Raw genomic sequence first — 22,026 nt, 5'->3', positions numbered from 1 at the left:
GAAAAATTGTGCGTATCACTTTACTCATGGCGCTTGCCGCCTGTAGCATTGCCGGCCGCGCTGCGCAAGCTGAACCGCTAACGATCGAACAAGCCGTCGACCCGACGGGCACGCTTGCCGTCAGCCTCTCTCCCGACGGAAAACATCTCGCCAGCATCATTTACAACGGCACCAACCATGGACTGCTGCTGCACGACACGGCTGATATGTCTGCGAAGCTATTGTCGTTCGGGAGGCGTGTGCAGGAAGGGTTCTGGAATTTTCACAAGGCGCCGCGAAATGTCACTTGGGTCGGCAACGATTTGCTGGCGGTGGACTACGGCGTCGAGGCGGAAACCATTAATCTGCACGGTAAAAAGGTCGCGGAAGTGGGGCAGTCGGTGATCGGCCCGGCCGAGGGCGGCAACCTTTCGTCCACCAAGCTGTTGGTCTACACGGACGTGGATGACGGCGACATGGCGCTAACCGACGGGCGCAGCGGCGAAAGCAGGCAATTCAAGTACCCGAAAGGCAAGCTGATTCAAGCGGCGTTCGACCCCAAGGGCGAGCTGCGCGCGGTGACGGTCGTCAATTCGGAATTCTGGCGCGACGCGTCGACCGTGACCAATTGGTACAAGCCGTCGGCCGGCACGGCATGGCAAAAGCTGGCCGACTTCAAAGTCACGGACGAGTACTGGTTGCCCGTGTACGTGCCCGATGAACCTGACACCATCGTCGTATCGAGCCGTCTCGGCCGCGATACTTACGCGCTCTTCAATTTCAACACCAGGCGGCTGGCCTTCGGCGACATGCTGGCCGGCCATCCGACCCAGGATATCCTGTCCGTCGGCGGCATCGATCAGGGCGCGTTCGAGCGGGTCACCACGCGTGGCATGCGGCCGCAGGACATCTGGTTCGACCCCGGATGGAGCGGCGTGCAACGCGCGGTCGATGTCGCCTTGCCGAACCGGGGCAACCGCCTTAGCGGCGATCCCAAGGGGAAGGTGCTGGTCTCTTCCTCCAGCGATCAGGATGCCGGTAGCTGGTATCTGCTCGACATGCAAAGCAAGGCGCTACGACTGGTGGCGCGCAGGCAGCCGGCCTCCGCCGACGCCGACCTGCGCCCCATGGAAATCATCGCTTACGCGGCCGGCGACGGCACTCAAGTCCCAGCGTTCCTGACCCGTCCGGCTGCCAAGCCAGATGCTGCGGCGGGGGCGGGCCCGCTGGTGGTTCTGATACACGGCGGTCCCACGGCGCGCGACTATTGGGGCTGGAACGCCGAGGTGCAGTTGCTGGCGGCGCGCGGCTACGCCGTGTTCCAGCCGCAGTTTCGCGGCTCGAGCGGCTTTGGCCGGCGCTTCGAACAGGCCGGGTTTGGCCAGTGGGGATTGGCGATGCAGGACGACATCACCGCCGGCGTGCGCTACCTGGTCGACCAGAAGATCGCCGATCCCAAGCGCATCTGCATCGTCGGCGCCAGCTATGGCGGCTACGCGGCGTTGTGGGGGCTGGTTAAAACGCCGGAGCTGTATCGGTGCGGGGTCAGCTTCGCCGGCGTCGCCGATATCGGGTTCATGTTCAACGACAGTTCCGACAGGGTGGGCAACAAGGTCACGCGGCAGCACATGCTGGCTCGCATTGGCGATGTCCGGTCGAACAAGGAGCAGTTCGACCAGGTCTCGCCACTGAAGCACGCCGACCGCATCGTCGCGCCGGTATTGCTGATGCATGGAGAGGACGATGAGCGGGTTCCGATTGCGCACAGCAAAAAAATGCGGAAGGCGCTGGAGCTGCACGGCAAAAAGGTCGAGTGGCTGGCCTTTGAGGAGGAGGGGCACGGCTTGCGTTTCATCCGCAACGAAAAGGCCTACTACGAAAAGTTGCTGGCCTTCCTGGATAAATACATCGGGGCGCCTGCGGCGGCGCGGCCCTAGCGCGGCGAGCTGCGGTTTCGGCGAAGATCGGCCTATCTTGCGCCAATTGGCCGCCATTGACGCTGAAAAGCTCGCCGGTGTTCTCACTTGGGGTGCAGAGGTGTTATGCTTGCACGAGAATAAACAGAGATCCTCGTTATGCAACAAAAAGCACCCCGCCGCACCCGTGAACGCATACTGGAACTGTCCCTGCGCTTGTTTAACGAGTTCGGCGAACCCAACATCACCACCACGGTGATCGCCGAGGAGATGAATATCTCTCCGGGGAACCTGTATTACCACTTCCGCAACAAGGACGACATCGTCAACTCGATCTTCGTCCAGTTCGAGGCCGAGATCGAACGCATCCTTACGGTGCCGAACGGGCGCCGCTCGAACATCGACGACGTCTGGATGTACCTGCACCTGATGTTCGAGCTGATCTGGCGCTACCGCTTCTTCTACCGCGACCTCAACGATTTGCTGTCGCGTAACCGCAAGCTCGAGCTGCACTTCAAGCAGATCCTGGCCCACAAGATCAAGGTCGCCAAGCAGCTGTGCGAGGACTTGCGCAGCGAGAAATCGCTGGAGGCGTCCGACGCCGCCATCGACGCCATGGCCACCAACATGGTAGTGGTGGCGACGTACTGGCTGTCGTATGAGTACGTGCGCAACCCGCGCAAGTACAGCGAGCAGCAATCGATGGCCGACGCGCTGGCGCGCGGCTGTTACCAGGTGCTGTCGCAGATCGGGCCGTATCTGCGCAATGAGACCAGTTTGCTGTTCCAGAAACTGTCCGAAGAATACCTGAAGAAGCTCAAGTGAGCCGGAGACACCATGGCCTGGACCCCTTTCCCTTATCCCGATCCCGCCTACCGCTACACGCCGGAGGGCCTGCAGGCCGCCTGGCCGGCGCTGCATAGCGGCGACCTGGAGCCGTTCCCGGCCAATCCGGCGCTGCTGCAGGCCTGGATCGCCTTCCATGCCGGCGAGTTCGAGCGCGCCGCGCGCCTGGGCCTGGATGTCGGCGTGAACGGCTACTCGGTCGCGCACAAGGCGATCTGCATCTACGCCCAGTACCTCGAAACCAGCGTCAAGAAGCGCATCGCCACCTTCGAATGCGTGGCCGAGCGCTGCGAGCGCCAGCAGCGCGAGCAGCCCGGCAACCCGGCCGGCTATTATTGGCACGCCTACGCGCTGGGCTATTACGCCGAGGGCATTTCGGTGGTCAAGGCGCTGGCGCAGGGGCTCGGTCCGCGCGTGCGCGCCAGCCTGGAAAAAACCGTGCAGCTGGCGCCGGCGCGCGCCGATGCCCATGTCGGCCTGGGCGTGTACCACACCGAGATCGTCGACAAGGTCGGCGGCATGATCGGCGGCCTGACCTACGGCGTCAAGAAGGAGGAGGGCTACCGCCATTTCGAGACCGCGCTGCGGCTCGATCCCGATTCGGCGATCGCGCGCATCCAGTACGGCCACGCGCTGGCGATGCTCGACGGTAAAAAGAAAATGGCCGATGCCACGGCCCTGCTGGAGCAGGCCGCGCGCCTTGCCCCGCGCGACGCGATGGAGCGGCTCGATGTCGAGGCCGCACGACAGGAACTCATGGAGGAAAAGCAGCAGTGACGAAGACGATTTGTGTATATTGCGGCGCCAACGCTGGTGTCAGCCCCGTCTACGCCGAGGCGGCGCGCGCGCTGGCGGCGGCGATGGTCGATCAAAACCTGGCGCTGGTCTACGGCGGCGGCAATGTCGGACTGATGGGCATCATCGCGGACGAGGTGCTGCGGCTCGGCGGCGAGGCCACCGGCGTGATCCCGACCGCGCTGGTCGAGCGCGAAGTGGGCCACACCGGCCTGACGCGCCAGTTCATCGTCAAGGACATGCACGAGCGCAAGGCGATGATGGCCAGCCTGTCGGACGGCTTCATCGCCATGCCCGGCGGCATGGGCACCCTCGAGGAATTGTTCGAGATGCTGACCTGGTCGCAGCTGGGCATCCACGCCAAGCCGATCGGCCTGCTCAATGTCGGCGGTTTTTACGACGGCTTGATCGACTTCATCGCCCATGCCAGGGAGCAGGGCTTCATCCGCCCGCAGCACGCGGCGCTGATGATGTCCGAGAGCGATCCGCAGGCGCTGCTGAAACTGCTGAAGGCCTAGGCCTTCACCGTATGGCCGGCGCGCGCCACATCCTCATCCTTGCCGCCGGCAGCGCCGGCGACGTCTATCCCTTCATTGTCGTCGGCCAGGCCCTGTTGCGGCGCGGCTACGACGTGACCTTGGTTGCTTCCGACAATTTCAAGGAACGGGTCGAGCGCGCCGGCATGGCCTTCGCCTCCGGCCTGAGTCAGGCCGAGCTCGACGAGTTGGTGCACGATCCCGACCTGTGGCATCCCCAGAAGGGGTTTTTCACGATCTGGAAGAAAATGGCCAGGCATTTCGCGCCGTCGTATTCGCGGCAGCTGGCGCTGGTCGAACAGCGGCCGACGGTGGTCATCGCCAGCACCCTGGCGATGACTGGCCGGATTCTGCAGGAAACGCGCGGCGTGCCGCTGGCCACCGTCCATCTGGCGCCGTCATGCTTTTTTTCCGCCGAAGATCCCGCCGCGCGCGCCGGTCTTGAGTGGCTGGCGAAGATGCCGCCGTGGGTCGTACGCGGCGCGCTGGGCCTGATCGAACGCTTGGTGCTCGATCCCGCCGTGCGTCCCGAAATCAACCGTTTGCGCGCCTCGCTGGGCCTGGCGCCGGTGCGGCGCGTGATGAGCCATTGGCTGCATTCGCCGCAGCGCGTCATCTGCGCCTTTCCCGACTGGTTCGCCGCGCCGCAGCCTGACTGGCCGCCCAACACCGTGTGCACGGGGTTCCCGCGCATGCCGGCCGCGCCCGACGAGGCCTTCGACGAGGAGCTGCGGCGCTTCCTCGACGCCGGTCCCGCGCCGATCGCCGTCACGCCGGGTTCAGCGATGGCGCACGGCCGCGAATTCATCGGACGCGCGATCGCGGCGGCCGGCGCCTTGCAACAGCGGGTGGTGGTGATCACGCCGTTCCGCGACCAGTTGCCGGCCGTGTTGCCGGCGTTCGTGCACCACGTGCCGTATGCGCCGTTCGACGCGCTGGCGCCGCGCGTGGCGGTGTTCGTCCACCACGGCGGCATCGGCACCAGCGCCACGGTGATGGCGGCGGGCAGGCCGCAACTGGTGGTGCCGTTTTCGTACGACCAGCCGGACAACGGCATGCGCCTGGCGCGACTTGGCGTCGGCGCGATGGTCAAGCCGGACGCGCCGCTCGGCGCCTGGACCGCTGCGTTGTCCGGGCTGCTGAACCGGCCGGAGGTGGCTGTCGCCTGCGCGGCGCTGGCCGCGAAGCTGGCGGCCGAGCGCGCGCCCGCCGAGCAGATTGCCGACCTCGTCGAGGCGCTGGCGGCGGAATAAATGAAGCGTTAGCCCGCACCCCGGACGCCGGGGTCGGACCCCTCGGGGTCCGACCCCATGTGGCCGCAGTGCGGGTTGGCGGCAGCGCACGGTTAGCCCGACATCAATCGAACAACAAGGAGACGAAGTGACGAATCGACTTGGCAAAGTACTCATCGCAATCATGCTCGCAGGCGGTGCCTGGATTGCCGCAACCGCCGCAACTGCCGCCGAGCCGGCCACCCCGGCCGCCGCGCGCGCCGCTGAAGGCCGCGAACGCATCAACATCGACAAGGACTGGCGCTTCGCCCACGGCCACGCCTACGATGCGCAGAAAGATTTCCGGCACGGCCTGCGTCCCTTTTTCTTCGCCAAGGCCGGCTACGGCGACGGCCCGGCCGCCGTCGACTTCAGCGACGCCGCCTGGCGCAAGCTGGACCTGCCGCACGACTGGGCGGTCGAGTTGCCGTTCGATGCGCGCGGCAATACCAACCACGGCTCGCTGGCCATCGGCCGCAACTTCCCGGAAAACAGCGTCGGCTGGTATCGCAAGGTGATCCATATCCCGGCCAGCGACAAGGGCCGCCGCATCTCGCTGGAGTTCGACGGCGTCTACCGTAACAGCACGGTCTGGGTGAACGGCCACTACATCGGCACCGAGCCGAGCGGCTACTCGGGCTTCCGCTACGACATCACCGATTATCTGAACGTCGGCGGCGACAACGTCATTGCCGTGCGCGCCGACGCCACGGTGGAAGAGGGCTGGTTCTACGAGGGCGCCGGCATCTATCGCCACGTCTGGCTGACCAAGACCGCAGCGCTGCACGTGGCGCAGTGGGGAACCTTCGTCAAGACCAAGGTGGAAGGCGGCAATGCGCGCATCGACGTCGACGTCACCGTGGCCAACGACGGCAAGAGCGCGCAATCGTTCGCGCTGCGCCAGCAGGTGTACGCGCCCGACGGCAAGCTGGTGGCGCAGGCGGAGCAGTCCGGCCGCAGCGTGCGCGCCGTGCGTGACGGCGAGTTCAGCGCCGCGCTGACGGTGCCGCGTCCGCGCCTGTGGTCGCTCGAAGAGCCCAACCTGTACACCTTGAAAACCACGCTGCTGCAAGGCGCCCGGGTGGTCGACAGCTACGACACCCGCTTCGGCATCCGCACGGTGGTGTTCGATCCGGACAAGGGCTTCTCGCTGAACGGCAAGCCGCTCAAGCTGCAGGGCACCAACAACCACCAGGACCACGCCGGCGTCGGCGTGGCGCTGCCGGACGGCCTGCAGACCTGGCGCCTGAAACAGCTCAAGTCGTTCGGCGTGAACGCCTACCGCGCCTCGCACCATCCGCCGACGCCGGAATTGCTCGACGAGGCGGATAGGCTGGGCATGCTCGTCATCGACGAGCACCGCATGATGGGCACCACGCCCGAGGTGCGCGGGCAACTCGAGCGCATGATACGGCGCGACCGCAACCACCCGAGCGTCATCATCTGGTCGGTGGGCAACGAGGAATGGGCGCTGGAGTGGAAGGCCCCTGGCCCGCATCTGGCGCGCGAGATGGACGAGCATGTGAAACGCATGGACCCGACGCGGCGCACCATGGTGGCCACCAGCGGATCGGGCCAGGGCGTGTCGCTGGAGGCGGACGTGATCGGCTTTAACTACGGCGCCCAGCATGATGTCGACCGTTTCCATCGCGACCATCCCGCCAAGCCGGCGATGATGTCGGAGGAGGGCTCGACCTTCACCACGCGCGGCGTCTACTTCGACGAGCCCGCGCGCTCCCATCTGAACGCCTACGACCGCCAGGCGCGGCCGGGCAGCAGCCTCAGCATCGAAGAGGGCTGGCGCCGCGTGCAGGAGCGCGACTGGATGAGTGGCATGTTCGTCTGGACCGGCTTCGACTATCGGGGCGAGACCACGCCGTTCGGCTGGCCGGCGGTCGGCTCGCAGTTCGGCATGCTGGACACCACCGGCGTGTTGAAGGACACGGCCTACTACCTCAAGTCGGTGTGGACGCGCGAACCGATGGTGCACATCCTGCCGCACTGGAATTGGGCGGGCAGGGAGGGGCAGCCGATCAAGGTGCATGTGTACAGCAACGGCGACGCGGTAGAACTGTTCCAGGACGGCCGCCCGCTGGGCCGCAAGACGATGGCCAGGGACGGGCAGCTGGAGTGGATGGTGCCTTACCAGGCCGGCAAATTGACCGCGACCGCCTACCGCAAAGGCCAGCCGGTTGCCACGGTCGAGGTGGCGACCACCGGCGCCGGCGCGGGCGTCGCGCTGAGCGCCGACAAGACCGTCCTCAAGCCCGACGGCACCGATATCGCCGTGGTGTGGGTGAACGTGGCCGACGCCGCCGGCAAGATCGTACCGACCGCCGCCGACCTGGTGGGTTTCGACGTATCGGGTCCGATCCGCATCATCGGCGTCGGCAACGGCGATCCGGGTTCGCACGAGCCTGACCGTCCGGCCGACCGCCACACCTTCGTGCCGCTCTCGGGCTGGCGCACGCTTGCCGTCGACAGCGCCGAGCATCCGTCCGCGCGGGCCCCTACCGTCGATACGTCGTCGTGGCGCGACCCGGCCGCGTGGTTGCCGCCCACGGCGCAACCGCCGCTGACGCCGTATCTGGTTCTGCGCGGCAAGTTCCCCCGGCCGGTCATGGCGGCGGATGGCCGCGCCGCCTTGTTCATCGACCGGCTGGACGCCGGCCAGGCGGTGTATGTGAACGGCCGCCCGGTCGAGGCGGCGCCGGTCGATGGCGGCCTGATGGTCGCGCTGGACGGCGCGCAGCTGAACGATACCAACAGCCTGGCCTATGTCGTGGCGACGCCGAAGGACGGCGTGCAGGGTATGTTCGACCGCTCCGTGGGCACCAGCAAATGGGGCGTGCTGCGTGTGACCGCCCCGGCGGCGCCGTGGCAGCGGCGCGTGTTCAACGGCTGGGCGCAGGTGATCGTGCAATCGACCGGTCAGGCCGGGGAGGCTGGCTTGACGGCCAAGGCGCCTGGCCTGGCGCCGACGACGCTCCGCTTCCAGACCGGCCAGACCGTCCGCTAGCGTTCCGCCCTATGCGGCCGCCGCATAGTTCCAAATTGCATAACCGGATGTCGTGTTGCGGATATCTTGGACGCATGACTTCCACGCAAACATGCATCGGCATTATCGGCGGCCTCGGCACGCTGGCGGGCGCGGACTTGGCGCGGCGTTGCGTCGCGCTGGGCGGCTTGCCAAAAAATTACATGCTGAGGACGATAGCGATGCCAGCAACAATAGCTAAAAAGGCGACCGCACCCAAGCCTAACATCGTCTTCGCGAACTTCGCGTCATCCGCCACGATGGATTCCATGAATTTCAGCATTTTTCTTCACCATAAGATTGATTCTGGTTGTCTAACAACACTAAGAAAATTTAAAGTGAATGATTGGGTAGAAGATGCACAGGCTGGTGGTCAGTCCAATGGAGATGCCGATGACGTACCAGTTTGTCGTGCCGTCCTTCGCTGATCTTAGTGTACTAAATCCGACCAGCACCGTACAAATAAAACCTATCAGGATACAGAGCATAATCGTTCCGCCGACTGCGGAGCGCTGCTCTGGGTGTTTGTCCCAGGCGCCAATGGCATCATAGGCGATTGCCGCCACCATGGAGATCGCCGTCCAAAACAGTTGTCCCGTATCGACGGACTTCTTCAACAGTTTGCGCCAAGTCGTCGTCCCCCTACTGCGCGCCGTGGCACGCGAAGACCAATCATCGTACAGGGAGACCGATCGCTGTTGACCTTCGCCAAACGGGAGAGTGTTTGGTCGTTATGCCAGTGGACTAAGCCCACAGCCGGCCGGCGCCGGTATCGAGATGGGTCAGGTACAGGCGCAGATCGAACTCGTACTGGTGGTAGTTCGGCTCCATGTACGTGCACAGCTTGTAGAAGGCCTTGTCGTGCTGCTTTTCCTTGACGTGCGCCAGTTCGTGCACGGCGATCATGCGCAGGAATTCCAGCGGCACTTCCTTGAACATGGTGGCGACGCGAATCTCGTGCTTGGCCTTGAGCTTGCCGCCCTGGACGCGCGAGATCGACGTGTGCAAGCCCAGCGCGTGGTTGATCACGTGGATCTTGCTGTCGTACTCGACCTTGTTGATCGGCTCGGCGTTGCGCAGATGTTCATCTTTTAATTCCTGCACGTAGTGGTACAGCGCCTTGTCGGTGCGCAGCTCGTGCGGTTTCTTGTAGCGCTTGAGGAGCACCTCGCCCAACTGGTTTTTGGCCAGCAATTGGGTCACTTGCTGCTGCGTTTGCTCGGAATAGGCGCTGAGGTACTTCAGGGAGGACATGGCGTGGCGGCTGAAAAGCTTCGAGGCGTGAATGTACCACAACCATGACAAAGGGCCTGGCGTCGAGTACGATGGCGCAAACTTCCCAGCGCCCATCCATGCTCGATATCCTCGCCATCACCAGTCCGATCTACATTATCGTCCTCGCCGGCTACCTTGCCACCCGCTTCGGCGTGTTCGAGCGGGCCGATATGCGGGTGTTCGGCAAGTTCGTGCTGAACTTCGCGCTGCCGGCGCTGATCTTCAACGCGCTGGCGACCCGGCACATCCGGGAGGTGCTGCATCCGGCCTATCTGCTGGCCTACCTGGGCGGCTCCCTGCTGATCATGACCATCGCCTATGTGGGCGGCCGTTCAGCCGGGTTGAACCGCATGCGCAGCACGTTCCTGGCGATGGGCGTCTCGTGCTCCAACAGCAGCTTCATGGGTTTTCCGATCCTGTTGCTGATGGTGGCGCCGGTGGCCGGCGTGGCGCTGGCGCTGAACGTGATGGTGGAGAACCTGGTGATGCTGCCGCTGCTGCTGGCGATGGCGGAGAGCGCCCGGGGCGGCGGCGGCTCGTGGCGCCAGGTGCTGGGGCAGTCGCTCAAGCGCCTGGCGCGCAACCCGCTGGTGCTGGCGGTGACGGCCGGCCTTGTCGTCAGCTTGGCGGAAGTGTCGCTGCCGCAGCCGGTGCTGCGCAGCGTGACCTTGTTCTCGCAGGCCAGCGGCGGCGTGTCGCTGTTCGCCATCGGCGGCACCCTGGTGGGTTTGCCGTTGACCACCGGCTGGCAGCGCGTGCTGCCCATCGTCGTGGGCAAGCTGGTGGGGCATCCGTTGGCGGTGCTGCTGATTATTTCGCTGCTGCCGCTGGCGGGCATCGCGCCGATGGAGCCGTCGCTGCGCGCGGCGGCGCTGTTGATGGCGGCGATGCCGATGTTGAGCATCTACCCGATCCTGGCGCAGGCCTACGGCGAGGCCGACCGTAGCGCGACGACCTTGTTGATTTGCATGGTGACGTCGTTCTTTACATTAAGCGCGTGGATGTGGTTGGTGCGGTAAAAAACACCAACCACGGCGCGACAAACGCGCTGCTGTTATTTCGCCTCTAACTTGGCGCGCACTTTCGCGACATCCTTTTCCGACACCGCAGCCGCCGTATTGCCCCAACCCTGGCGCACGAAGGTCGCCAGCGCGGCCGCCTCGCTGTCGCTGAGCCGCTTGCCGAAGCCGGGCATCACCAGCACCGACGGCGCCTTGTCCGTCGAGGGCGTGCGCGCGCCGGCCAGCATCACATGCAGCAACGCGGTCGGATTCTCCGCGTTGATCACGGTGGCGCCGTCCAGCTCGGGGAACACCCGCGTCGCGCCCTTGCCGGTGACGAAGTGGCATGCGGCGCAGTTGTCAAGGTACAGCCGCTCGCCCAAGGTCAGTCCGACGGCGGCGGACAATTTCTTGACCGTGGCGTCATGTCCCTGCGCCTTGACGGCGGCGCCGCGCGCCGGCGCCGGCGGCAGGGCCTTGAGGTAGGCGGCGATGTCGTTCAAATCGCCCTCGCTCAAGTGCGAGGTGCTGTGCTCGACGACGGCGCTCATCTCGCCGGCCACCGCCGAGTTCTTGTTGCGCCCCGTTTGCAGGTAGTCGACGATGGCCGCTTGGCTCCAGTGCGGCATGCCGCGCAGCGACGGCACCGGCCAGTCGTTCAGCTCGCCGCCGGCAAGGAACTTGGGCGACGAGCTGTCGCCGGCCTTTTCGTTCATGGCGTAGCCGCGTGGCGTGTGGCAGCTGCTGCAGTGACCCAGTCCTTCGACCAGATAGGCGCCGTTGCGCACTTGCGCGCTCCAGCCCGGCTGCGCCTTGAACGGCTTGTCGTCCGCGAAGAAGTAGTTCCAGAACGCCATGCCCCAGCGCAGGTTGAACGGGAAGCTCATTTGCGAGGCCGGCGGCGCGTAGGCGGCCGGCTTGACGTCGCTCTGGAAGTAGGCGTACAGCGCCTTGATGTCCTGGTCGCTGACCTTGGCGTAGCTGGTGTACGGCATGGCCGGATACAGGTGGGTGCCGTCGGCGCGTACGCCCTTGCGTACGGCGTCGGCGAACTGCTGTTCGGTGTATTTGCCGATGCCGTGCTGCTTGTCGGGCGTGATGTTGGTCGAGTAGATGATGCCGTGGCCACTGTCGATGGCCAGGCCGCCGGCGAAAGCCGGCTTGCCCGGCGCGCTGTGGCAGGCGATGCAGTCGCCGGCGCGCGCCAGATAGGCGCCGCGCTGGGCCAGCGTCTCGGCCGGCGCCGTCGTGGCCGCCGCGCCGGCGGCCAGGGCCTGGCCCGCCGCCAGCGCGATGGCGGCAGCGCCCAGGAAGTACTTGAGAGTTTTCATAACGTCGCTCATACCCGGACCAGCGGTCCCGGATTTTTCAGATATTGGTTTTTGATCGCCTCGGCCGCGAACAGCGTGATGGCGCCGATGGTGGCGGTCGGGTTGGCCTGGAAGTTCTGCGGGAAGGCGTTGCCGCCCGGGACGAAGACGTTGTGCACGTCCCACGATTGCAGGTAGCGGTTGAGCGCCGAATCGCGCGGCGAGGTGCCCATGATGGCGCCGCCGACGTTGTGGGTCGAGACGTACTTGGTGATGTCCCAGTGCGAATCGAGGCCGAGGAAGTTCTCCGACATGGCGTCCGGCTTGAGTTCCTTGGCGATGCCGAGCACGATGTCGCGCAGGTGGCGTTGCAGCTTCAGTTCGTTCTGGCGCCAGTCGAACGTCATGCGCAGCAGCGGCTGGCCCCACGGGTCCTTGTAGTTCGGGTCGAGGTCCAGGTAATGGCCGCGATAGGACATGCAGGTGGTGGTGATGCCGATCTTCATCGAACGGCCGTACCAGTCGACCATGCCTTCCTTCCAGCCCTTGCCCCAGCCCGGCGTGCCCGGCGGCAGCGCGGTGCCGATCGGCGCGCCGGTGGCCTGGGAGCTGTGGATCTTGGCGCCGCCGATGAAGCCGAGCGACGGCCCGTCGAAGTTGCCCGGCGAGATGTCGTTAAACATTTCACCGGTGGCGCCGGCGGTGGCGAACGGGTTGAAGTGCTTGTCCTTGAAGAACAGGGTGGCGTCGCCGTTGCTCAGGAAGGCGTAGTTGCGGCCGATGGTGCCCTGCTCGGTGAGCGGGTTGTACGGCTGGCCGATGCCCGACAACAGCATCAGGCGCACGTTGGCGAACTGGAAGCTGCTGAGGATGACGATACGGGCCGGCTGGAACACCTCGCGCTGCTGCTCGTCGATGTAGGTGACGCCCTTGGCGGTCTTTTTGTCGGCGTGCAGGTCGACGCGGATGACGTTGGCGTTGACCTTGTAGTCGAAATTGGGCATGCGCTTGACCACGTCCAGGATCGCCGTCTGCGGCGAGGCCTTGGAGTAGTTCAGGCACGGATACTTGCTGCAGTAGCCGCAGTAGTTGCACGGCGCCAGCTGGGCGCCGTACGGATTGGTCCAGGCCTGCGAGACGTTGGCCGACGGATTGGGGAACGGGTGGTAGCCCATCTTTTTGGCGGTGGCCGCGAACAGCGAGCTGTTGAGCGTGTCGTGCAGCGCCGGCAGCGGGTAGGGGCTCGAGCGCGGCCCCTCGAACGGGTCGCCGCCCGGCTGCAACGTGCCGTTGAGGTTGCCGGTGTTGCCGGACAGCCCGCAGATCTTGTCGAACTTGTCGAAGTGCGGTTCGATTTCTTCCCACGTGAACGGGAAGTCCTTGATGCGCATGTCGGGGTCGAGCGTGCCGCGCTTGTAGGCCTGGTCGGCGTAGGTCTTGAGCTTGATGTCGGTGGTGGTCGGGCGGATCAGCACGCCGGTCCAGTGCAAGCCGGAGCCGCCGACGCCGGTGCCGGGCGCGAAGGCGCCCCATTTGCGCGTCGGCAGCGCCGTCTCGCCGGTGTTGTAGCGCACCGTGAGGGCGGCGTCGCGCGGCGTGGCGAACACCTTGTTCTTGATCGCGTAGGCGTACTGGTCGGCCGGCTTTGGATAGGCGAAGTCCTCCGGCGGACGGTCCGGGCCGCGTTCTAGCGCGCGCACCTTCAGGCCCTCCCTGGCCAGTTCGATGGCCATGATGGAGCCGGCCCAGCCGAGTCCGACGATGACGACGTCGACGTCGTCGTTAGTGATGGTTTGCATAGTGGTCTTTGTGTGGGAGGGATCAGGCGCGCTTGCCGCTCAGGCTTACAGGGCCCAGCGGATATTTGACGTCGTGCGCGTCGACCCATTCGGTGTAGGCGGCGCGGGCGCCGGGGAAGCCGATGGCGACCCAGGCTTTCATGTCTTTGTTGCCGCCGTACATAGGGTCGGCCAGGTAGCCGTTCTTGGCGTCGCCGAGGAACTGGCCGAAGAACTGCGACGCCTTCAAGGTCGGCTCGCCCAGGTCGGCGAAGCTGATCGTGTTCTTTTGCAGCGCCGTCAGCAGCGCGTCCTTGTCGGCCGGCGCCAGCTGCTCGAACGGCTTGCCGTGCGCCTGCTGGCTATGCTGCTGGGTGAGCTTGATGCCGAGCCGGTACATCTGCTGCGGCGTGTGGTCGTGCTGGAAGCCCAGGGTCGGCGCGGCGTCGGCCTTGTGCGGCCCTTGCATATACACGTCGTCGCCGAGGCCGGCGTGCAGTTGCTGGTCGATGAACACGGGGACGTTGGTTTCCAGCGCGCCAGGGCCTTTGCCCTCGGCCGGGATCAGGCGGTCGCAGGCGGCCAGGACGAACTGCCATTCGGCGGCGGAAAAGAACACCGGCTGATACCGGTGCAGCTCGACGCCTTCCAGGCCGTCGGCGCGCGCGCGCTGCGGCGACAGCGAGACGAGGGGAATGGCTGCCGCAGTCGCCATCAGTATCGTTCTGCGGGAAAGATTAACTTTTTCTGTGGACATAGGTGGCTTATAGAAATAGTAGGTAACCGAAAGAAATTCTATCTTGTACGATGACTAGCTTAGTTGGAAAGTAATACACAGTCAAACTATTTATCTGTGAAGTAAGTGCTTCTACGTAGACCGTTTGTAAAGACGACTAGTGCTATGGGGAAAAGTGCGTGCCCGGAGCGGCTGCGACGGTTGCGCTAGCCCGGCGCGGTCGAGCATGTTGGGTTGAAGACCACGCGCATCCGCGCCGACAGCGGCGAGCAGATCGTCATCTCCAATGCGACCTGCTCAAAAACGTCGTGCGCAACTACAAGCGCATGTCGACCCGGCGCGTGCAGCTGTCGTTCCGCATCAATCCGCACGGCAGCCGCTAGTCGGTCACGACAAGTTCGCGGAACGCGCCGCGGTTGAAATAGATGATCTCGCAACTGGCTTCGCCGAAGCACAGGCTGATCGCCTCGTTGCTGATTTTTACCGGCGCGCACTGGCCCCCGGCGTGGCAGGCCGGTTTGTAGCTGCCAGGCTTGGCCAGCGACAGGCGTGGCGGGTTGGGGCCGGCATCGATGAAGGTCTTGACGACCTTGGCCGGCTGGCCGCTGCCGGCTTCGGGGAACACCACCACGTCATATTGCTCGCCCCGGTTTTTTTTGCCGTTATGCCTGAGTACAGCGAGGTCGCGTTGGTCCGGTTGCCGGAAGCTGCCCAGCACGGGCGGCGCCATCGCCGGTATATCGGTCGCGCCCGCTGCGGCAGCGTCCGCCAGTGTAGCCATGACCAGCAGACACGCCAGCAAGCCGCCCGGCAGCCGGCGTGCGGCGGCACGTCCGCGCAGTGGTTGAGACATCGCTACTTCCTCCAGAGGTGATTGCGTCGAGCGCAAGCTGAGGGTCATGGTAGGTTTTTTTGATACGCGTGCCAATGGGGAAATCATTACAATTTGGTAATGATGTGGCGGTGCGCGGCGCCGTCGTCCATGGCCGCCATCGGCGACGGCGCATTGCGGTGGTCGGACACCACCGTGCCGTTGTCGATCGTGATGACGCGGTCGGCGGCGGCGATGGTCTCGTGGCGGTGCGCGACAATCACCCGCGTGATCGTCAGGGCCTTGAGGGCGGCGTTGATTTCCGATTCGCGCCGCATGTCCAGGTGCGAGGTGGCCTCGTCGAGCACCAGGATGCGCGGCTGCCGGTACAGCGCGCGCGCCAGCAGCAGGCGCTGTTTCTGCCCGCCCGAAAGGTTGCTCCCCATCTCGCCGATGAAGGTTTCGATCCGCATCGGCATCTTCAGGATGTCCTGGGCGATGGCCGCCTGCTCCAGGCAGGTCCAGACGCGCTGGACGTCGATCTGCTCGTCGAAGAAGGCGACATTCTCGGCGATGGTGCCGGCCAGCAGTTCGTCGTCCTGCATCACCACGCCGAGCGCGCGGCGGGTCGCCTTCGGCCCCCACGATTCGAGCGAGCGGCCGTCGAGCAGTACCTGGCCGACGCTGGCCGGATACAGGCCGCACAACACCTTGAGCAGGGTCGACTTGCCGGCGCCGGACGGGCCGACGATGGCGACGAATTCGCCCGGCTCGATCATGAACGAGACCTGGCGCAGGATGGGCGGCTCCTGTGGCGCGTAGGCGAAGCCGAGGTCGATGAATTGCAGCGCGCCTTCGATGTGCGGCTGCGCTACGCTGGCCTCGTCGATGCGCGGCTCCTTGGGCGTGAGCACGATGTCGGCCAGGCGGTAGGAATACATATCGGTCAGGCGCCAATGGATGATCTGGTCGAACAGCGCGCTGGCGCGGGTGGAGAATTGGTTTTGGTAGGACATGAACGCGTACAGCAGGCCGATCGACATGGCGCCGTCCATCACGGCGCGCGCGCCGAGGTAGATCAGGATCACCGTCACGCCGCTCTCCAGCAGGCCGTGGATGCCGGCGAAGCACAGGTTGGCGACGTTTTGCGCCTGCTCGCGGCGGATGGTGGCGGCGAACTTGTTGGCCCAGTCGCTCTCGCGGGCGTTCTCGGCGCCCATCACCTTGACGGTCTGGATTGCGCGCACCGTTTCGATGCGCTTGCCGTTTTCGGCGATGCGCGCGCCCAGCGCCTCCATGCCCAGGCGGATCGAGATCGGCAGCGCGGCCAGGCGCACCAGCAGATACAGCAGCACCGACGCCAGCACTACCCACGCCAACTGCGGGGCGAATATGAACATCATGACCAAAGTGGCCACGGTCAGCAGGCCGTCGACGGCGGTTGTCACCAGGCTGCCGGAGATCAGGTCGCGCACCGGCGCGATCGAGTCGAAGCGCGACAGCACGTCGGCCAGCTTGCGGCGCTGGAACCACGGCAGCGGCAGCCGCACCATGTGGCGGAACAGGCGCAAGGTCATGTCCCAGTTCAGCAGCGCCGACAGGCGCAGTGTGACGACGCCGCGCAGCGCCTCGGCGCCGGCGTTGAACAGGGCGAACAGGCCGAAGCCGACCGCGAGCGACATCAGCAGGCCGTGGTCGCCCTTGAGCGCGGCCTGGTCGATCGCCAGTTGCATGTAGAACGGGCTGGCCACCACGTACACCTGCAGCAGCAGCGACAGCAGCAGGATCTGTCCCAGCGCGGCGCGCATGCCGGGCGCCAGGCGGAACCACGACCACAGGCTTAGCGGGCTTTGCTGCTTGCGGCGCTTGAACTCGGGCGCCGGCGCCAGCTCCAGCGCGACGCCGGTGAAGAAGCGCGAGACCTCGTCGAGGCCCAGGTCGCTGCGGCCGCTGGCCGGATCGCTGATGCGCACGCTCGTGCCGCGCACCCGCTCGAGCACCACGTAGTGTTGCAGGCCCCAGTGCAGGATGGCCGGGCAGCGCAGCTGGCGCAGCTCGTCCAGTTCGCAGCGCAGGGCGCGCGTGACGAGGGCGTTGGCGGCGGCGATGTCGGCCACCTCGCGCAACGTCAGCCCGCGCGAGGACACGTGGTGCTTGCGCCGCAGCTCGGCGATGTCGACCGGCGCGCCGTGCGACGCCAGCACCAGCGCGACGCAGGCCAGGCCGCATTCGGCCGCCTCGGATTGGAAGGCTTGGTACATATGGGCTCTTTGGTTGTCTGACCGGGAATCGGTGCGCGGTGTGCCGGCCCGGGCCGGCACACCGCGATGCTGCTAGTCAGTCACGGAAATCTCGCGGAACGCGCTGCCATTAAAGTAGATGATCTGGCAGCTCGCTTCGCCGAAGCACAGGCCGATCGCTTCGTTGGCGATACTGAGCGGGGCGCAGTCGCCGCCATCGTGGCAGACCGGTTTGTAGCTGCCCGGCTTGACCAGCGACAGCTGCGGCGGATTGGCTTTGATGTCGCGGAAGGTCTTGACGATGCTGGCCTGGCCGCCGTCGGCCTCCGGCACCACCGCCAGGCCGTACGGTCCGTCCTGGCCGTTTTGCACCAGCACGGCGGTGTCCTTGTCGCCTTGCTTACGGAAATTTCCCGACAGCGTAGGCAGCGCCAGCGGTTGCCAGCCCGCCGGCAGCGGCCGGGGAGCGGAATCGGCGGCCTGGACCGCGGCCGCGCCCGAGAGCGCGATCAGGCACGCCGCCGCCAGCCAGGCCCGTTTCAGTGTGAGTGTCGAAGTGTTCATTGTGTGCCCCATGAGATGTGACGGCCGCCGTTTAGTGGCCGTTGTACTGGATGTGGATATGGTTGTTGGCCGAGTTGGAGAAGGTTTCGTACTGGATGAAATAGCTGCCGCCCAGCGTCGTCTTCAGGTCCGCGACGATGGCGTTGGCCTGGGCCGCCGAGATGTTGTTGGCGCGCATGTCAATCGCGTTGTCGGTGTAGTGCAGCGAATTTTCCATGTGCGTCGAATCGTTGCCCGAGGTGATCACCGGCGGCACGTCGGTGTGGGCGGCAAACACCTGTTTGATATCAGGGAATTCGTCGGTGATCTTGGAATTCAGATTGGTGATGTCGGCGCCGGGTTTGACGTCGATGCCGGCATGGGCGGCGGCCGTGTTGCCGTCGGTGGCATCGCCATCGGTGTCGGCGGTGGCGTGCGGATCGGTCGGGTCGTCGCCGCCCTCGTCGCCGTTGTCGCCGCTGTGGTTTTCGTCGCCCGAACCGTCGCCCGTGTCGCCGGGATCGCCGCCGCCGTCGCCACCGCCGCCGTCGCCGCCACCACCGTCGCCGCCACCGCCACCGTCGCCGCCGCCGCCATCGCCACCGCCGCCGTCACCACCGCCGCCGTCGCCCGGTTCCACCGGTTCTTCCTCCTCCAGCGTATGGACCATGCCGATCGGCTTGTTCTTGGTTTTGACCTTCGGCACTTCCGCGCGGGCGGCGACCGAGTGCGCTTGTCCGCCGGCGACCGCATCCATTTCGTCATCATTCAGAATTCGCATTATTACTCCATGTGGTAGGTTAAAAGACGTGATATGACCGTCCGATGAGCGCTCAAGGGACAGGATCCAACAGCGGGCGAGTGGGCTCGTCCGGTACTAGATAAGGTGGCGCCGCGTGGCGTCAGGGATCGCCGGGCGGGAGCGGGGGCGGCCGGACGCCGGCGCGGGCCATCATGCGCCGCCTCCCTGTCGTTTCGCCGCGCGCAGCGGATCGAGCAGCCATTGCAGCAGGCTGCGCTCCTCGAGGATCAAGTCGGCGCTCAGGCGCATGCCGGGGGTGAGCGGCCAGTCGCGCCCGTATGCCGTCAGCGCGGCGCGCTCGAGCGTGACGCGGATGCGGAACAACTGCTCCTTGGTCTCGATCGGCACCGGCAGTTCGTTGGGCATGACCGGCGCGCTGGCGATGTCGCGCACCACGCCGCGCGACATGCCGAAGGTCTGGTACGGGAAGGCGTCGTACATCAGGTGCACGCGCGCGCCGGGGCGCAGCATGCCGATCGCGCGCGACGGCGCCCACAGCTCGACCTCCAGCGCCGGCTGGCGCGGGTCGTGGCCCTCGGGGATGATGATGGCCAGCGTCTCGTTGGCTGTGACCGGCGCGCCCGGATGGGCCTGCAGCGCGGTGACGATGCCGTCGGTCGGCGCGGTCAGGTGGTCGGCGTAGGTCGCCTCCGACATCATCTGCCGCTCGGCCGTTTGCGCCTCGGTGTTGTCGGTTTCCGAGCGCGCCATGCGCGACTCGGCCTCCAGGCGCGCGGCCTGCGCCGCCAGCTGCACCAGCAGGCTTTGCTGCTGCGCCTTTTCCCGCTCCAGGCCGGCCAGGGTTTGTTTGGCGGCGAGCAGGTCGTCGTCGCGGCTGCGCATGGCCATCGGCGAGAGCATGCCCTGGTCGGTCAGCGTATGGGCCGCCGCCACCGATTGCTGCTGGATGTCGATGCGCGACTGCTGCAGGCGCCACGCCTCTTGCAGCCTGACGACGTCGTCGGCCACGCTGCGGCGCCGCTCGGTGACCTCGTCGAGCTGGCGCTGCAACTGGTCGAGCCGCGCCCGCGCCTGCAACCGTTGCGCCTGCAACTGGCTGTCCTGGCTGCGGCGCAGGCTGTCGCTGAGCGAGCCGCCCAGCTGCAGCCGTGGCGCCGACGAGATGCCGATCAGTTCCTGGCCGGCGCGCACGCTTTGGCCCTCGCGCACCAGTACCTGCTCGGCGATGCCGCCGCGACCGGCGATGATGCGCAGGCTGCCGGCCACCGGCGTGACCTGGCCGAAGACGTTTTCCTTGTGCGCGTATTGCGTGGTGCAGGCGAATCCCGCCGCCGTCGCCAGCAGGGCGGCGAAAAACAGCGTCATCGCCCAGCCGGAGACGCCCAGCAGCCGCACCGGCGCGCCCATCCGCGAACGCGCCTCGTCGAGCGCCTCGGGCCGGAACAGCGCCGCCGGCGCGGGCGCGACGGCCGCCGGCACCGAGGCGGGGGCGTGAGCGGTCAACGCCACGTCGGGCGGGGCCATGTCAGGCCGCCCGCGCCTGGTCGGCGGTCGCCGCTTGTTGCTCGTCGAGGTAATCGGCCAGCTCCAGCGCGAAGTCGTCGAGCGTGAACAGGCTTTGCACCATGACCGTGCCGATCGAGGTGGCGATGTACGGCGACACCGCACGCTCCTGTTTGCGCACCAGCACGTAGGCGTCCTCCGCCAGCCGCAGGCCGTGCACCGACAAGGCGTGCACCGCGTGCCAGAAGGCGTTGTGCTGCGGCGAGGTCAGATCGTCGACGAACAGCACCGGCAGCCCGTTGGGCGCGCCCTCGATCAGGTTGCGGCGGCCATACGCCTTGCGCTCCTTGCGGATGGTGAAGGCGTTGAGCGTGATGCCGCGTTCCGCCGCCGAGCAGATCAGCGCCGTGATGATGGGCACGGCGGCCGATTCGACGCCGGCGATCTGGAATGGACGGGCGCGGTAGGTTTCCTCGAAGCGGCTCCAGAAGTGATGGCTGATGGTCTGCAGGCTGCGGGCGTCGAGCAGGGCGCTGCGCAGGTAGAACTGCCAGGTGTAAAAGCCGGTGCCGTTCATCGACGGCATCTCCTTCGATTTCGGCGGCACTCGGAAGATGCCGTGGTCGTTGATTTTGTTACGCAGGACTTCGATATCGTGCGGCGTCGTGTGAGCCATGACTGTTCCCCCGAAAAGTTCGCCGTTGCTTTGAATGCAACCCGGGATACATAGTAGTGTTGTTTGAAAGGGATGCCAACGAGGAAAGCATTACGATTTGGTAATGCACTTGTAATGCGGTTCGATTGACATGCGGCGCCTGTCCGGCGCAGCAAACTGGCCGGCCGGGATATTTCCTTGAAGCTGGCGATGCGGGCCTCGTTATATAATCGAGTATATTGCGGTGGACGGGGAACTTAATGACAAGGAAATCTATGCGGGCTTTGAACATGACGATGGCAACGGTCCTGATGGCCGTCTTCGCGACGGCGTCGGCGACCGACATCACGGTCTCGGCCGCCGCCAGCCTGACCAACGCCTTCAAGGACATCGGCGCCGCCTATGAGAAGGATCACGCGGGCGACAAGGTGCACTTCAACTTCGCCGCTTCCGATCCGCTGGTCCAGCAGATCGGCAAGGGCGCGCCCGTCGACGTGTTCGCCTCCGCCGACCAGGAAGCGATGGACAAGGCCGAATCGCTGAAACTGCTGGCGCCCGGCACCCGCCGCAACTTCGTCAGCAACAGCCTGGTGCTGATCGCGCCGGCCAATGGCACGCTGGCGCTCAGAGGCATCGCCGATTTACAGCAGGCCGCCGTCACCCGCGTGACGATGGGCAACCCCGCCAGCGTGCCGGTCGGGCGCTACGCCAAACAGGCCTTGGAGCAGGCCAAGCTGTGGGCAGCGGTCGAGCCCAAAGCCATCTTCGGCACCTCGGTGCGGCAAAGCCTCGACTACGTGGCCCGTGGCGAAGTCGATGCCGGGTTCGTCTACGCCACGGACGCGATCGTCCAAAAGGACAAGGTCCGCGTGATCGCGACCGTGCCGACCGCCACTCCGGTCAGCTATCCCATCGCCGTTGTCGCCGCCGGGCCGCAGCCCGCGGCCGGACGCAAGTTCGTCGATTACGTGCTGACCCCCGTGGCGCAGGCGATCCTGGCCCGCCACGGCTTCGGCCGTCCATAGGACCGG

19 protein-coding genes and 1 pseudogene are annotated in these 22,026 nt (G+C 65.7%); 9 read left to right on the top strand and 11 right to left on the bottom strand.

Going from position 1 to position 22,026, the window contains the following annotated elements:
- The first annotated feature begins 8 nt into the window (after positions 1-8).
- From NHH73_21615 to NHH73_21590, 6 genes are all read left to right on the top strand, one after another.
- On the top strand, positions 9-1,916 hold the full coding sequence (locus NHH73_21615; GenBank protein ID USX25185.1) for a S9 family peptidase: 1,908 nt from the start codon (positions 9-11) through the stop codon (positions 1,914-1,916).
- A gap of 138 nt (positions 1,917-2,054) precedes the next feature.
- Positions 2,055-2,720 (top strand): TetR/AcrR family transcriptional regulator, encoded by a 666-nt coding sequence (locus NHH73_21610; GenBank protein USX25184.1) that lies wholly within the window; start codon positions 2,055-2,057, stop codon positions 2,718-2,720.
- Between the two features lie 12 nt (positions 2,721-2,732).
- Positions 2,733-3,518 carry a hypothetical protein gene (locus NHH73_21605; GenBank protein ID USX25183.1) on the top strand — a complete coding sequence of 262 codons (786 nt, stop codon included), beginning with the start codon at positions 2,733-2,735 and terminating at the stop codon, positions 3,516-3,518.
- Positions 3,515-4,054 (top strand): TIGR00730 family Rossman fold protein, encoded by a 540-nt coding sequence (locus tag NHH73_21600; GenBank protein ID USX25182.1) that lies wholly within the window; start codon positions 3,515-3,517, stop codon positions 4,052-4,054. The genes NHH73_21605 and NHH73_21600 overlap by 4 nt, the downstream gene beginning before the upstream one ends.
- Positions 4,055-4,065: 11 nt before the next feature.
- Positions 4,066-5,325, top strand: a complete 1,260-nt coding sequence (locus NHH73_21595; protein ID USX25181.1) for a glycosyltransferase — start codon at positions 4,066-4,068, stop codon at positions 5,323-5,325.
- 127 nt (positions 5,326-5,452) lie between these two features.
- Complete coding sequence (locus NHH73_21590) at positions 5,453-8,362, top strand: DUF4982 domain-containing protein (protein USX25180.1); 2,910 nt, start codon at positions 5,453-5,455, stop codon at positions 8,360-8,362.
- 341 nt (positions 8,363-8,703) lie between these two features.
- Here the strand turns inward: NHH73_21590 and NHH73_21585 are convergent, their stop codons facing one another.
- Both NHH73_21585 and NHH73_21580 read right to left on the bottom strand, forming a co-directional pair.
- On the bottom strand, positions 8,704-8,997 hold the full coding sequence (locus NHH73_21585) for a hypothetical protein (protein ID USX25179.1): 294 nt from the start codon (positions 8,995-8,997) through the stop codon (positions 8,704-8,706).
- A 127-nt stretch (positions 8,998-9,124) separates the two neighbouring features.
- A complete protein-coding gene (locus tag NHH73_21580) occupies positions 9,125-9,634 on the bottom strand; it encodes a DUF45 domain-containing protein (protein ID USX25178.1) in 510 nt (169 codons plus the stop codon).
- 71 nt (positions 9,635-9,705) lie between these two features.
- On the opposite strand from NHH73_21580, the gene NHH73_21575 reads away from it, so the two are divergent.
- Positions 9,706-10,674, top strand: coding sequence for an AEC family transporter (locus tag NHH73_21575; protein USX25177.1), 969 nt, complete (start codon positions 9,706-9,708; stop codon positions 10,672-10,674).
- 35 nt (positions 10,675-10,709) lie between these two features.
- On the opposite strand, the gene NHH73_21570 is transcribed toward NHH73_21575, so the two are convergent.
- From NHH73_21570 to NHH73_21560, 3 genes are read right to left on the bottom strand one after another with little or no spacing between them, the layout of a single operon-like run.
- Positions 10,710-11,987: a cytochrome c gene (locus NHH73_21570; GenBank protein ID USX25176.1), complete on the bottom strand. Its 1,278-nt coding sequence runs from the start codon at positions 11,985-11,987 to the stop codon at positions 10,710-10,712.
- 8 nt (positions 11,988-11,995) lie between these two features.
- Positions 11,996-13,765 carry a GMC family oxidoreductase gene (locus NHH73_21565; GenBank protein ID USX25175.1) on the bottom strand — a complete coding sequence of 590 codons (1,770 nt, stop codon included), beginning with the start codon at positions 13,763-13,765 and terminating at the stop codon, positions 11,996-11,998.
- 22 nt (positions 13,766-13,787) lie between these two features.
- Positions 13,788-14,459 (bottom strand): gluconate 2-dehydrogenase subunit 3 family protein, encoded by a 672-nt coding sequence (locus tag NHH73_21560; protein USX25174.1) that lies wholly within the window; start codon positions 14,457-14,459, stop codon positions 13,788-13,790.
- 234 nt (positions 14,460-14,693) lie between these two features.
- On the opposite strand from NHH73_21560, the pseudogene NHH73_21555 reads away from it, so the two are divergent.
- A pseudogene (locus NHH73_21555) lies at positions 14,694-14,842 on the top strand (mechanosensitive ion channel family protein).
- Between the two features lie 17 nt (positions 14,843-14,859).
- On the opposite strand, the gene NHH73_21550 reads toward NHH73_21555, so the two are convergent.
- The 6 genes from NHH73_21550 to NHH73_21525 form a co-directional block, all read right to left on the bottom strand.
- A complete protein-coding gene (locus NHH73_21550) occupies positions 14,860-15,333 on the bottom strand; it encodes a hypothetical protein (GenBank protein USX25173.1) in 474 nt (157 codons plus the stop codon).
- Positions 15,334-15,419: 86 nt separating this feature from the next.
- The gene (locus NHH73_21545; protein USX25172.1) at positions 15,420-17,552 is read right to left on the bottom strand and encodes a peptidase domain-containing ABC transporter; all 2,133 of its coding nucleotides are present in this window, start codon (positions 17,550-17,552) and stop codon (positions 15,420-15,422) included.
- Between the two features lie 72 nt (positions 17,553-17,624).
- Positions 17,625-18,095 carry a hypothetical protein gene (locus NHH73_21540; protein USX25171.1) on the bottom strand — a complete coding sequence of 157 codons (471 nt, stop codon included), beginning with the start codon at positions 18,093-18,095 and terminating at the stop codon, positions 17,625-17,627.
- A 31-nt stretch (positions 18,096-18,126) separates the two neighbouring features.
- Positions 18,127-18,855 (bottom strand): hypothetical protein, encoded by a 729-nt coding sequence (locus tag NHH73_21535; protein USX25170.1) that lies wholly within the window; start codon positions 18,853-18,855, stop codon positions 18,127-18,129.
- A gap of 171 nt (positions 18,856-19,026) precedes the next feature.
- A complete protein-coding gene (locus tag NHH73_21530; GenBank protein USX25169.1) occupies positions 19,027-20,361 on the bottom strand; it encodes an HlyD family efflux transporter periplasmic adaptor subunit in 1,335 nt (444 codons plus the stop codon).
- Position 20,362: 1 nt separating this feature from the next.
- A complete protein-coding gene (locus NHH73_21525; GenBank protein ID USX25168.1) occupies positions 20,363-21,016 on the bottom strand; it encodes a hypothetical protein in 654 nt (217 codons plus the stop codon).
- A 254-nt stretch (positions 21,017-21,270) separates the two neighbouring features.
- On the opposite strand from NHH73_21525, the gene modA reads away from it, so the two are divergent.
- Positions 21,271-22,020, top strand: coding sequence for a molybdate ABC transporter substrate-binding protein (gene modA, locus NHH73_21520; protein ID USX25167.1), 750 nt, complete (start codon positions 21,271-21,273; stop codon positions 22,018-22,020).
- Positions 22,021-22,026: the final 6 nt, after the last annotated feature.

The organism is Oxalobacteraceae bacterium OTU3CINTB1, assembly GCA_024123955.1.
Classification (GTDB): Bacteria; Pseudomonadota; Gammaproteobacteria; order Burkholderiales; family Burkholderiaceae_D; genus Rugamonas.
This window is presented reverse-complemented; position numbering and strand designations above follow the sequence as displayed.